This is a genomic window from Kitasatospora sp. NPDC008115 (genome assembly GCF_042957205.1).
Classification (GTDB): Bacteria; Actinomycetota; Actinomycetes; order Streptomycetales; family Streptomycetaceae; genus Kitasatospora.
The window spans coordinates 247,515-259,720 of sequence record NZ_JBIBHU010000005.1; the positions used below are offsets into that span (position 1 = coordinate 247,515).

A 12,206-nucleotide genomic window follows, 5' to 3' on the forward strand; every position below is an offset into this window, starting at 1 on the left:
CAGCATTGTAGAAGTTTGCTGACGGGTCCGTGGAAGGGGTGTGGGGCATGGCCGGGCGACGAGCGAGGACCTCGGAGCGGGAGGTGGAGCCGCGCCCCGCCGAGGTGTCCGTACCGGGCCCGCGGGCCGCCGCCGAGCACGGCGGCCGGGCGGCGGCCCGCCGGGCCGGAGCCCGGCGCTCCGGTGGTGCGCTGCCGGCGCTGCTCGCCGCGGTCGGGCTGCCGCCGGCCGGCGCGGTGGCCGGGGAACTGGCCGGGCACGGCGGCGGCCCGCTGTTCGCGGCCGGCGCGGTGCTGGGCACCGGTGGAGCCGCGCTGCTCTGCGGCCGCGCCGGCCGCTGGTGGGTCGTCATCGCCGCGCCGCCCGTCGTGCTGGCCGCCCGGGCGGGCACCGCCTACCTCGCCGAGCGCGACGGCCTCCAGGGCAAGGCGCTCGCCTCGGCGGCGGTGCGCTGGGTGGTCGGCGCGTTCCCGGTGATGGCGGCGGCGGTGGTGGCCGCGCTGCTGGCAGTCGTCGTGCGGGTGGTCCTCGACCGGCGCGCGGCGCGGCGCGCGGCCCCGGCCCACCGCACCGACCACCGCGCCGACCGGCGCCGGACCGCCGGCGCCCCGACACCCGCCCGGAGGAGTCACCGTGGCTGAGCCCCGCACCAGGCCGCTGACCATCGCCGGCCGCGTCCTCGCCGGCACCGTCTCGGTGGCCGTCCTCGGCGCGAGCGGCTTCACCTGGTACGAGTACCGGCGGCTCGACGGCGGCATGGTGAAGTCGGCCGCGCTCACCGAGGCCCGGAGGAACGCCCCTCCGCACCTCGACAAGTCCGTCAACCTGCTGCTCATCGGCCTCGACAGCCGCAAGGACATGGACGGCAACGACCTCCCCAAGGAGTTCGTGGAGGAGGAGTTGCACGCCGGCTCCAGCGAGATCGGCGGCTACAACACCAACGCGCTGATCGTCCTGCACATACCGGCCGACGGCGGCAAGGTGACGGCGCTGTCCGTCCCGCGCGACGACTACGTGCAGACCGTCGGCGCGGACGGGAGGATGCACAAGATCAAGGAGGCGTACGGGATCGCCAAGGAGGCCGCGGAGCAGAAGCTGGGCGGCAAGGGGCTGTCCAAGGCCGAACTGGAGCGGCAGAGCCGCGAGGCCGGGCGGGCCGCGACGGTCCAGACGGTGCAGGCCCTCCTCGACATCCCCATCGACCACTTCGCGGAGGTGAACCTGATCGGCTTCTACGACATCGCCAAGGCCGTCGAACCGATCCAGGTCTGCCTCAACAACCCGGTGGACGACCCGATCGTGGCCAGGACGGCGAACCACGAGGGCGGCGGCACCGGGCTCAGGCTCCCGGCGGGCGTCAGCTCGCTCGACGCCCGGCAGGCGCTGTCGTTCGTCCGCCAGCGCCACCACCTGAAGAACGGCGACCTGGACCGGACCCACCGGCAGCAGGCCTTCATCTCCTCCGTCGTGTACAAGCTCAAGCAGGAAGGCGTGGTCAACGACCTGGGCCGGCTCCAGCGGCTGTTCGACGTGGTGAAGAAGGACGTGGTCATCGACGACCGGTGGAACGTGCTGGACTTCGCCCAGCAGGCGCCCAACCTGACCGGCGGAAACGTCGAGTTCAACACGCTGCCGATCACCGGGTTCAAGACGATCGGGGGCCAGGAGGTCAACACCGTCGACCCGGACCAGATCAAGCGCATCGTCAAGCAGTTGTTCGGGCACGAGGCCCCGCCGCCCCAGGGGTCGGCCACGGCTGACGCTCCGGCTCCGGCTCCGGCGACAGCGACAGCGACAGCGACGGCTTCGTCACCGGTGGAGACGCCCGCCGCCACGCCGAGCAGGGCCCGGGCCGTCGTGGACGTCCACGGCGCGAGCGCGGAGGCGGCGGCCGCGGAGTCCAAGGCGCTCGCCGAACTCGGCTTCCCGGCAGGCAAGGCGACGGGGACGGAGACCGGCGCGCGGGCGAAGGTCGCCTACGGCGCGGGCGCGAAGGCCGACGCCGAGCGGCTCGCCGCCCGCTACGGCGTCACGGCCACGGCCTCGTCGGCGGTGCCGTCGGGCCACGTGGTCGTCACCCTCGCGCCCTCCCCGTCCGTTCCCACCACATCCGCCCCGACCGCCGAACCGACTCCCGGGCTCCCCATGCAGGGCCCGGCGGTCATGGCCGGCGGCATCCCCTGCGTGGACTGAGGACGCGGCCCAAGCGGGCGCCAGGACGCAAGCGGAACCGTTTCTTCAGGACGGGCGTCTTTGCGGGGAAGCGTGATGGTGCGGGAGTGGCGGACGGGGGAGCGGGTGGAGCAGGCGGCTTGGTGGCGGTGGACGCGGCGGGTGCTGACGGGGGTCTGCGGTGCAGTCCTGGCCGGGGCGGCCGGGCTGGCGGTGGTCCGACTCGCCGGGTGGGACGACGGGACGTCGCTCGCCCTCGTCGTGGTCGGGGTGCCGTACGCGGCGCTCGCCAGCGTGCTCGCGCTCGGTGTGCTGCTGGCGCTGCGCTCGTGGTGGCCGGCGGCGCTGGCCGGTGCCCTGGTGGCGGTGCAACTCGTCTGGCTCGTCCCGCGGTTGGTGCCGGAGGGCGGCGGCACGCCGGCGGCCGACGCGCCGCGGCTGCGGGTCGCGACCAGCAACGCCTACCTCGGCCAGGCCGATGCGGCCGCGCTCGTCCGGCTGGTGCGCGAGCAGCGGGTCGACGTGCTTGCGATGGAGGAGTTCGGCCCGGGGGCCGCGGAGCGGCTGGACCGGGCGGGGATCGCCGAGGTGCTTCCCCACCGGGAGCAGCGGCCGGGCCGGGACACCGCGATCTTCTCCCGGCTGCCGCTGACCCCGCTGGACGGCTCGGCCTCCGAGGCGGCCCGGGAGCAGATCGCGGCCGAGGTGGCGGTCGGCGGACGCACCGTCCGGCTGACGGCCGTGCACACCTACTACCCGATGGGCGACGCGGGCCGCTGGGCGGAGGACTTCGACGAGTTGCGGGCGGCGGTGGCCGGCGCCACCCGCAACGCCGTCCTGCTGGGCGACTTCAACGCGACGCTCGACCATTCGCCGATGCGGGCACTGCTCGGCACCGGCCTCACCGACACCCACGAGGAACTCGGGCGCGGCGTCGCGCCGACCTGGCCGGAGTCCAACACCTACTTCCCCGGACTGTGGCCGGTGATCCAGATCGACCACGTGCTGCACGGCGAGGCGCTGCGCGCGGTGTCGGTGACCGAGCACACGGTGCGCGGCTCCGACCACCGCGCGGTGGTCGCGGAGCTGGCGGTCACGGGCTGACGGCACGCCCGGCCGCGCCTGGTTCGGCCGCGCCCCGGTCCGTTGCCGCACTCGGGTCCGTTGCCGCACCCCGCTCGGTGGCCGCACCCCGCTCGGTGGCCCGCCAGTAGGCGAGCGCGAGCAGGCTGACGCCGCCGCCCAGCCAGCAGACCGCCGTCCAGCCGCCGTGCTCGTACACCACGGTGGAGACGATGGCGCCCAGCGCGCTGCCGATCGAGTAGAACAGCATGTACCCGGCGGTCAACCGGCTGCGCGCCTCGGGCCGGACCTGGTACAGCAGGTGCTGGTTGACGACGTGCACCGACTGCAGGCCGTAGTCGATCACCACCATGGCGAGCACCAGCCACCACACCGAGTGCGGCAGCAGCCCGGCGAGCGGCCAGGAGACGAGCATCGCGGTGAGCCCGATCGCCAGGGTGCGCCGCGCCCGCCCCCGGTCGGCCTGCCGGCCGGCGTGCCCGGCACCCAGCGCGCCGGCGGCCCCGGCCAGGCCGAAGAGCCCGATCTCGGTGTGGCTGAGGTCGAACGGTGGCGCGGCGAGCGGCAGCACCATCGGGGTGAGCAGGATGGTGACGGCGGTGAAGACGAGCAGCGCGAGCCCGGCCCGGATCCGCAGCACGGGCTCCTCGGCGAACAGGGTGAACACCGAGCCGACCAGCCGCGGGTAGCGGATCCGCTCCGGCCTGCGGCGCGGCTCGGCCGGGACGGCGGCGGCGAGGACGACGGCCGTGACCCCGGTGGCGACGGCGGAGACGACGAAGACGGCGCGCCAGCCGGCGAGGTCGCCGATGGTCCCGGCGACGGTGCGGGCGAGCAGGATGCCGATCACGATGCCGCTGGTGACGGTGCCGACGACCCGCCCCTGGTCGGCGGGGTCGGCGAGCGAGGCCGCGTGGGCCACCATCACCTGGGCCACCACGGCGAGCACCCCGACCGCCGCCGTGGCGAGCAGCATCAGCGCCGCCGAGGGGGCGACGGCCACGGCGGTGAGTGCCGCGACGGAGAGGCCGAGCTGGGCGGTGATCAGCATCCGGCGGTCGAGGTGGTCGCCGAGCGGGACGAGCAGCACCAGGCCCACGGCGTAGCCGACCTGGGTGAGGGTGCCGACCAGGCCGACGGTGGCGCGGCCGATGCCGAGGTCGTCGGCGATGAGGTCGAGCAGGGGTTGGGCGTAGTAGACGTTGGCGACGGCCAGGCCGCTCGCGACCGAGAACAGCCGGACGACGGCGGGGGAGAGCCGGCGGGCGGTCGCGGTGGCGGCGGCGTCGCCGGTGCGGGCGGGCGGGACCACGGGGGTGGGCACGGCGGAGGGGCTCCTTCGGGCAGTGCGGCGGCCGGGAGTGTGGTTTCAAAGTGCTACCGGTTTCAAAGTGCTACCGCGCTACCCTCGCACGGCGAGGTTTCGTAAAGCAACCACAGGGCGGCCGGGGACCGGGCCGGTAGGGTTGCAAGGTGAAACCCGCTCCCGCCGGAGCGCGGGACCGCAGGCGAGAGGAGAGGCGCGCGTGCCGAAACGCACCTCGCACGAGGGATCGGCCTGCCCGGTCGCCCGGCCGCTGGACGTGCTCGGCGACGGCTGGACGCTGCTGATCGTCCGTGACGCCTTCGACGGACTGCGCCGCTTCGGGCAGTTCCAGAAGAACCTGGGCCTGGCGAAGAACATCCTCTCCGCCCGCCTCGCCAACCTGGTCGCCAACGGCGTCTTCGAACTGGCCCCGGCCGCCGACGGCAGCCCCTACCAGGAGTACGTGCTCACCGAGAAGGGGCGTGCGCTGTTCCCCGTCGTCACCGCGCTGCGCCAGTGGGGCGAGCGGTACTGCTTCACGGACGACGAGCCGCGGGCCCGCCTGGTCGACCGGGTCGCAGGTCTGCCGGTCGCCCGGGTGGAGGTCCGGTCGGCCGACGGCCGGGTGCTCGGGCCGGACGATGCCGAGGTGCTGCTGCCCTGACCGCGCGCCACACCCCGCCCACCGCGGAGGTGGACGGGGCGCGCGGGGTGGGGCGGCGTCAGCAGTTCCGGATGGCCCAGACGGGCGTCCAGTCCTGGGTGTGGTTCAGGCCGCCGTCGGGGGTGAAGGACTTCAGCACGGCGCCGTTCGCGCCGTAGAAGTACGACCGCACCCCGCCGCTCTGGTTGTCGGCGTAGAACCCCTGGCCGAACCAGCCGCTGAGGCTGTACCGGGCGCAGGCGTAGAGGTAGAAGATCTTGTAGTCGCCGGTCGTGGGGTCCCAGACCAGGGTGCAGAGGTTGCCCGGGTCGCAGCGGTAGTCGCTGTTGGCCGGGACGTGGTCGAAGGGGGCCGCCGGGGAGACGGTGGGCGAACCGGCGGCCTGTGTCTGCGCCTGGGCCTGGATCTGGAGCTGGGCCTGGAGCGGCGGCGCCGGCGGTGCGACCAGGACCTGCCCGGCGGCGGCGGGCGCGGTGGCGGCCTGGGCCGGTGCGGCACCGGCGCCGGCGAACGCCGTCAGCACGGCGGTGAGGGCGCCGGCCACACCGAGGGCCGTGCGCTTGGGGCGGGAGCGGGGCATGGGTCCTCCAACTGTTCGGATCGGCTCAGCCGGTGCTGCCGGTGGCCGTCGCGGGCTCGTCGACGGAGGTGTTCGTCGCGGTCGTGCCGGTGGCCGTACCGGCGGGGGTGGTCGTCGTCGTGGTGGTGGTACTGGTGGTCGTGGCGGTGGCCGTCTTCGCGGTCGTCGCCGTGGCGGCCGGGGTGCTCGTCACGGTCACCGTCGGCTTCGCCGTGGTGGTCGGCGGCGGGGTGGTCTGGGCGGGCGTGGTCTGGGCCGGGGTGGTCTGGGCGGGGGTGGTCTGGCCACTGGGGGTGCCCGGCGTGGTCGCACCCGTCGTGGTCGCGCCCGGGGTGGTGGCCGTCGGTGAAGCGGTGGTCGGACTCGCCGAGCCGGAGGTCGTCGCGCCCGAGGTGGTGGCGCCCGAAGTGGTGGCGCCCGAGGTGGTCGCCCCCGAGGTGGTCGCGCCCGAGGTGGTGGCGGAGGTCGAGGCGGAGGTCGGACCGGACGCCGTCGGCGAGACCGTCTTCCACACGGTGGCGACGGGGACGCCGGGCGCCAGCGGGCCGGTCGGCGCCGGGGTCGGCCGGTCGACGACCTGGACCTGCCCGGTCGCCCGGGCGTACCAGCCGCCGGTCGTGACGTCCACCAGCACGATCTCGGTCACCGGCTTCGGCGCGGCGACCACGACGATCAGCGCGCTCGGCTGGAAGCCCGCCCACGCCTTGCCGGTGTACTTGGCTTCGCTGACCAGCGTCGGCGGCTTCAGCGGATTGCCGCAGCCGCACCGCACCCTCGGCACGCCCTGCGCGTCCACCAGCACCGCGGTGCCGGCCTGGAGCACGGACTGGTAGGCGACGGCCGCGCCGCCCTGGTAGCCGTGGTTGGTGACCCGGGTGTCCACCCGCAGGTACGCCGAGGTCAGCGAGCGCAGGTAGCCCGGGACGGCGGACTGCTCGATGCCCTGCGCCGAGGCCCAGGCCCGGCCGGTGTCACCGGTCGAGGTGATCGAGACCAGGTGCTCGATGTCGCAGCTCGGCTTGTTCATCGTTCCGCCGTACACGCCCGCCGAGGTTCCCTCGACACTGTGCAGGGCGGCCGTCGCGGTCGCACCGGCCGTTCGGGTGGCGGTCGGTCCGGCGGGGGTCGAGGCCGGGGCCGGTGCCTGGACCGCCTGGGTCTCCACCGACGGGGTGAACGGCGCCGGGCCCGGGTCCTGCGGAGCCTGCAGCGCGACCTCGTTGGCCGTGGGGATGGTGTTCTCCTGCTGACCACCGCCGCCACCGGCGTTGTTGACGATCAGCACCGTCCCCACCACCGCCAGCGCGGCCACGCCGGCCGCCACCGCGGCCTTCGGGCGCGAGCGCCACCACGGCGTCGGCCGCCCGGAGGGCCCGCCCGATCCCGAGGAGCCGCCGGGACCGCCGCCACCCGACGGCGGCCCGGGCGGCGGCCCGGGCGGCCCCGAACGGCCGCCGCCCGACGGCGGGCCGGAGAGCGGCCCGGACGGCGGCCCGGAGGGCGGGCCGAGCGGCGAACCGGAGGAAGGCGGTTGGGAACTCATCGAGGGCTCCGATCGGGGGCTCCGGCGCGCGGACGGCGGTACGGGCCGGCGGTTCGGCGGTACGCGCAAGGCGGGTACACGCAGGGCGGTTCGCGGACGGCGGCCCGGAGACGGCGATTCGCATGGCCGGTCCGACCGGTCGGCGCAGGAGGCTCCTGCCACTGGCATCCATTTCTGCCCCCGGTCCCCGTCGGCCGCAACAGCAGCACCCGCCCCCGGTACCCGCCGAGCGGCCGACTGGCCGACGGCGCGGCGCCCTGCCCGGGCGGGCCGGCCCGTCCTGGGCGACCCTGGTGCCAGGCGCGGGGGACCACCGACCACCGACCCCGACAGGGAGGCCCGCATGCAGCAGCAGGCCCGTCCGAGCCGGCCGGCCGGCACCCCGGCGGCCGGACCGCCCGGCGCGCTGCGCGGCTGGCTGGACGCGGTGGCGGTGGTCCTGGCCGGCCTCGCCGTGATGGCGGCCGTGGCCGCGCTCGGCCTCTGGGCGGCCGGCGCCGACACGCTGCCCGGCGGCGGCTTCCCGTCCGTGCTCGCCGCCACCCTCGCGCTCGCCGTCGGCGGCTCGGTCGGCCTCGACGGCGGCGCCGGCTTCTTCGCCTCGGTCGACGCCGGGATCACCGCGATGCCGCTCTCCGTCGGCCTGGCCGGCGCGCTCACCGTGGCCGAGGTCTTCCTGCGCCAACTGCGCTACCGCGCGGTGGCCGGCGGCCGCGAACTGCTCGGCCGCGCCGCCCGGACGGCGGTGGTCTGGCTCGCCGCGCTCGCCCTGATCTGCGCCGCCGCCCGGCACACCGTCACGGTGCCGCTCGGCGACGGCCTCGCCGAGCAACTCGGCGGCGTCCTCGGGCTCACCCCCGAGGTGGGCTTCCACGCGGAGCCCGCGAGCACCCTCGGACTCGGGCTGCTCTGGCTGCTGGTCGTGCTCGCCGCGACCTTCGCCGTCTCCCGCCGGGCGCCGCTGCCGCGCTCCCTGGTGCCGTTCCAGCAGGCCGTCCGCCCGGCGGCGTTCGCGATGCTGCTGGTGCTGCTCGGCTGCGTGCTGCTGGGGGTGGTGGCGGCGATCGGCACGGCCGCCGTGAACGGCGACGCCCGGCAGGTCGCGGCCGTCGTGCTGCTCGCCCTGCCCAACCTGGTCTGGCTGGCCTTCGGCGTCGGCCTCGGCGGCGAGTGGCACGGCCACCTGGTCGGCGCGATCGGACTGCCGGTGCCCAAGTCGCTGGCCGCCGTGCTGCGCGCCGGCGAGGGGGAGGACGGCACGGTGAGCCTCGGCACGCTCGCCGAACAGGACGGCCGGGCGTGGTGGCTGCTCCCGCTCGCCGCCGTCCTGATGCTCGCCGCCGGAGTGCTGGCCGCCCACCGCTCACCGCGCGAGGTCCGCCCCTGGCAGCACGCCGTCCGGCTGGCGGCGGCCGCCGCCGTCACCATGCTGCTGGTCGGCGTCTGGACCAGGGTCTCCGCCGACTACGGCCTCTCGGTGCTGGGCGTCGGCCTCGGCGAGGGCGGCCTGGGCGACCTGCTGAGCTCCGTCCTCGGCCCGGCCCTGGAGCCGGCCGGCCCCGCTGCCGCCCTCACCGGAGGCACCCTCACCCTGGACCCGCACCTCTGGACCCTCGTCCCGCTCGCCGCCGCCTGGGGCCTCCTCGCCGGAGCCCTCGGCGCCCTCGCCGCCACCCGCCTCCCCCGCCGCGGCGAGACCGACTGAGGGCCTGCCGGACGCCGCCCGGCCTGCCGTGCGGTGGTGTGCCTGGTGCGGCGGGCCGGGGGTGCCTCTCTGGGATTCGTCGAGGAGATCGGGCTGCGACGGGGGGCGTGGGCGGGCAGCATGGCGGGATGCCGGATCTGCTGTGGGACGACGTCAGGAACTTCTTCGACCCCGACCTGATGGGCGCTCTGCCGGATGTGTCCGTGGAGGGCACCTCGGTGGAGGACTGGCAGGCGGTGTTCGATCTGGTCCGGTCGAGCGGTTGGGCGTGGACGTACTCGCAGGGTCGCGTCATCAGGTCGCTCCCGCCTGCGGTCGAGGTGCTGACGCGTCCCGCCGACGCGGAGACGGTCGATCTCCGGGTCCGGCCGGCCCCGGGCGTGCTGGCGGTCTTCCGGCCGATGTCTGCCGAGGAGATCGACTTCGATGTCGACCTTCGCGAGTTGCAGGGCCAGGAAGGAGTGGACGGACTGTGCCGGTTCCTGGCCGCGGTCGGTCGTAGGCTGGGCAAGCCGGTGGTCATGACGGCCGAAGGCGACCACGGGCACCCGGTGCTCGGGTTTGACCCGGCGGCCGATCGTGTGGTGCTGATGGCGGACCCGCGGTTCGGCTGACCCGCTGCGGCTGACCGGAGGCCGGGAGCCCGGTTGCGGGGCGACGAGGAAGGTAACCGGGGGCGCCGGACGCCGTCCGGCTTGCCCCGAGGGCCTCGGCGGCCCGGGGGCCCGACCTCGGCGGATCACGCCGCGTAGAGGCAGGCGGGCAGCGCCGCACGCGACGGGCCCACCCCGAATCGGGCCCCTGACCGCCCGGCATCGAGGCAGGCCGGGGCAGCGCCCGGACCCCGCACACCGCCCCGCCCTACGCACCCGCAGCGGGTCACGCAGACGAGTGGCGCCGAGCGCGCCGACCGACGCAGAAGAAGCCGAACCGGGCTTCCGCCCGGGTGAGGGGGTGGGTGACCGTCTTGGGCCCGCCGTCGGGCCGTGCCTCGGGTGAGCGGAGTGGGAAGTCGGATCGGCCGACTTCCCACTCCACGGCCAACGAGGCGCGGGCCGGCTACAGGGCGTCGGCCAGGAGGACGGCGGCTGGGGGGAGGGCCTGGCCGAGGGCGCCGGGCCAGAGGTGGGGGTTGGAGGCGAGGAGGGTGGCGCCGGCGGCGATCATGAAGGCGCTGAGGTAGAGGATCAGGGTGCGGCCGACGACGGGTTCGCCCACGTGCAGGGCGACCAGGCCGGCCACCAGGCCGAGGGCGAGGTAGAGGTTGTAGAAGCCGACGTTGACCCGCCAGAGGCGGACCTGTGGGGCGTCGGCGGTGGAGGCGGTGAGCAGTCGGCGCACCCGGGGGTGGCCGTAGAGGAAGCTCTCCAACGGCCACACCACGAGGTGGACGGCGGCGGCGATCAGCGCGAAGACCTGGCTGACGGCGTTCATCCGGTGCTCCTGCGCGCGGGCGGGCGGACGGCGGGGAGGGCCCAGGCGGGCGGTTCGGGGACGTCCGGGGGCGGGACGGCGGCGACGGGGACCACCGCGGTGGGCGGGCCGCCGGTGGCCCACGGGCCGGCGGCCGGGGGAGCGGCGTCGGGGGCGGCGGAGGCGGCGGCGCGCAGTTCGGCGACGAACTGGAGGCAGCTCGCGAACCGTTCGTCGGGCGCCTTGGCGAGGGCGCGGGCGACCACCGCGTCCACGGCGGAGGGCAGGTCGGGCCGGTGCTCGCGCAGGGCGGGCGGCGGCTCGTTGAGGTGGGCCCAGAGCAGGGCGAGGTCGCTCTCGCGGTGGAACGGGGGCGCGCCGGCGAGCATCTCGAAGACCACGCAGCCGAGGCCGTACTGGTCGCAGCGCCCGTCCAGCGGGCGGCCGGAGATCTGTTCGGGCGCGGCGTAGTCGAGGGTGCCGACGATCTGGCCGACGCCGGTCAGGCCGCTGAGCGACAGGGACTTCTTGGTGAGGCCGAAGTCGGCGAGGTAGAGGTGCTCGGGGTGCTCGCTGTCGGTGCCGGCGGCGACCAGGACGTTGCCGGGCTTGACGTCCCGGTGGACCAGTTCGTGGTCGTGCGCGGCGTCCAGCGCGGAGGCGATCTGCAGGGCGAGCCCGGCGGCCCGGCCGATCGGGAGGGCGCCGCTGCGGGTGATCAGGGTGCGCAGGTCGCCGCCCTCGACGTAGCGCATCGCGATGAACAGGATGCCGTCGGCCTCGCCCGCCTCGAACACCGGGATGATGTGCGGGTGGTCGATCGCGGCGGCGGCCTGCGACTCGTGGATGAAGCGCCGGCGGAACACCTCGTTGCGGGACAGCTCGGGGGCGAGCAGCTTGACGGCGACGGTGCGGCCCAGCCGCAGGTCCTTGGCCCGGTACACGACGGCCATGCCGCCGCGGCCGATCTCGGCCCCGAGGCGGTAGCCGGCGACCCGGCGCCCGACCAGTCCGGCCGGCAGGCTGGGCGGTTCGACGGCGTCGGCGGGCTCGTCGCTCCCGGGCCCGTCGGTCGCGGGCTCGTCGCTCCCGGGGCCCTCGGTCCCGGGCCAGTCGCCCAGAGGCGCACGGGGCCCGCCGGCCTCGGTGGGCCGGTGCGGGGGCTCCTCGCCGGTGGCGTCGGGGGGCGGGATCACGGCTCCGCCACCCGGGTGGGCTCGTCGGTGCCCGGGGCCCGGCCGACCGGCGGGCTCGGGCGGTTGCCGACGGCGTAGGTGTGCAGTTGCAGGCCGTCGCAGTAGCACCAGCGGTCGTGCAGCGGGTCGAACACCCAGAGCCGCTCGCCGTCGACGACCAGTCCGACCCGCAGGCCGTGCGCCCGGTCCCGGAAGGTCTCCAGGTCGGCGCCCCCGGCCGCGAGGTCCTCCAGCAGCGAGCGGTAGCGGGCCAGCGTGCCCTCCGCCTCGGCGAGCGCGGGGCGCGGATCGGCGGTGCGGGACGGTGGTCCGGCGGCGGTCGGCGGGGTGCCGGGCAGGGAGAGCAGCAGCCGGCCGTCCACCCAGGTCGTCCAGCCGTTGGAGCAGAGCACCTGCGCCCAGTCGCCGGCCCGGCCGATCAGCTGGAGCGGCAGCAGCGCGTCCAGCGCGGAGGCGGGCTGCGCCGGGTCCGGGGCGGCCCAGCTGGCCAGGCCGTCCGGCGGGGCGACATGGGTGGGGCGGAACGCGGGCTCCTCCATCGGCC

The 12,206-nt window shown here is 75.9% G+C and carries 12 protein-coding genes; 6 read left to right on the plus strand and 6 right to left on the minus strand.

The window, feature by feature from the left end:
• Positions 1 to 47: 47 nt before the first annotated feature.
• The 3 genes from ACFZBX_RS09095 to ACFZBX_RS09105 are packed head-to-tail and all read left to right on the plus strand — an operon-like array spanning position 48 to position 3,276.
• Positions 48 to 641, plus strand: a complete 594-nt coding sequence (locus ACFZBX_RS09095; RefSeq protein WP_391532416.1) for a DUF6542 domain-containing protein — start codon at positions 48 to 50, stop codon at positions 639 to 641.
• A complete protein-coding gene (locus tag ACFZBX_RS09100) occupies positions 634 to 2,193 on the plus strand; it encodes an LCP family protein (protein ID WP_391532417.1) in 1,560 nt (519 codons plus the stop codon). Before ACFZBX_RS09095 ends, ACFZBX_RS09100 begins: the two co-directional genes overlap by 8 nt.
• A gap of 60 nt (positions 2,194 to 2,253) precedes the next feature.
• Positions 2,254 to 3,276 (plus strand): endonuclease/exonuclease/phosphatase family protein, encoded by a 1,023-nt coding sequence (locus tag ACFZBX_RS09105; RefSeq protein WP_391532418.1) that lies wholly within the window; start codon positions 2,254 to 2,256, stop codon positions 3,274 to 3,276.
• Here ACFZBX_RS09105 and ACFZBX_RS09110 read toward each other — a convergent pair.
• A complete protein-coding gene (locus tag ACFZBX_RS09110; protein WP_391532420.1) occupies positions 3,266 to 4,579 on the minus strand; it encodes an MFS transporter in 1,314 nt (437 codons plus the stop codon). The genes ACFZBX_RS09105 and ACFZBX_RS09110 overlap by 11 nt on opposite strands.
• 202 nt (positions 4,580 to 4,781) lie before the next feature.
• Between ACFZBX_RS09110 and ACFZBX_RS09115 the strand changes: the two genes are divergently transcribed.
• A complete protein-coding gene (locus tag ACFZBX_RS09115) occupies positions 4,782 to 5,225 on the plus strand; it encodes a winged helix-turn-helix transcriptional regulator (RefSeq protein ID WP_391532422.1) in 444 nt (147 codons plus the stop codon).
• 58 nt (positions 5,226 to 5,283) lie between these two features.
• Here ACFZBX_RS09115 and ACFZBX_RS09120 read toward each other — a convergent pair whose 3' ends face one another.
• Both ACFZBX_RS09120 and ACFZBX_RS09125 read right to left on the minus strand, forming a co-directional pair.
• Positions 5,284 to 5,805, minus strand: a complete 522-nt coding sequence (locus ACFZBX_RS09120; RefSeq protein WP_391532423.1) for a hypothetical protein — start codon at positions 5,803 to 5,805, stop codon at positions 5,284 to 5,286.
• Positions 5,806 to 5,830: 25 nt separating this feature from the next.
• A complete protein-coding gene (locus ACFZBX_RS09125) occupies positions 5,831 to 7,348 on the minus strand; it encodes a DUF6777 domain-containing protein (protein WP_391532424.1) in 1,518 nt (505 codons plus the stop codon).
• Between the two features lie 343 nt (positions 7,349 to 7,691).
• Between ACFZBX_RS09125 and ACFZBX_RS09130 the strand changes: the two genes are divergently transcribed.
• Together ACFZBX_RS09130 and ACFZBX_RS09135 are read left to right on the plus strand one after the other, a co-directional pair.
• Positions 7,692 to 9,053 (plus strand): streptophobe family protein, encoded by a 1,362-nt coding sequence (locus ACFZBX_RS09130; protein WP_391532425.1) that lies wholly within the window; start codon positions 7,692 to 7,694, stop codon positions 9,051 to 9,053.
• 128 nt (positions 9,054 to 9,181) lie between these two features.
• Positions 9,182 to 9,667 carry a hypothetical protein gene (locus ACFZBX_RS09135; RefSeq protein WP_391532426.1) on the plus strand — a complete coding sequence of 162 codons (486 nt, stop codon included), beginning with the start codon at positions 9,182 to 9,184 and terminating at the stop codon, positions 9,665 to 9,667.
• 445 nt (positions 9,668 to 10,112) lie between these two features.
• Here ACFZBX_RS09135 and ACFZBX_RS09140 read toward each other — a convergent pair whose 3' ends face one another.
• From ACFZBX_RS09140 to ACFZBX_RS09150, 3 genes are all read right to left on the minus strand, one after another.
• A complete protein-coding gene (locus ACFZBX_RS09140) occupies positions 10,113 to 10,487 on the minus strand; it encodes a DUF1304 domain-containing protein (RefSeq protein WP_391532427.1) in 375 nt (124 codons plus the stop codon).
• The gene (locus tag ACFZBX_RS09145) at positions 10,484 to 11,488 is read right to left on the minus strand and encodes a serine/threonine-protein kinase (RefSeq protein WP_391532614.1); all 1,005 of its coding nucleotides are present in this window, start codon (positions 11,486 to 11,488) and stop codon (positions 10,484 to 10,486) included. The genes ACFZBX_RS09140 and ACFZBX_RS09145 overlap by 4 nt, the downstream gene beginning before the upstream one ends.
• 170 nt (positions 11,489 to 11,658) lie before the next feature.
• Positions 11,659 to 12,201: a hypothetical protein gene (locus tag ACFZBX_RS09150; RefSeq protein ID WP_391532428.1), complete on the minus strand. Its 543-nt coding sequence runs from the start codon at positions 12,199 to 12,201 to the stop codon at positions 11,659 to 11,661.
• Positions 12,202 to 12,206 lie beyond the last annotated feature (5 nt).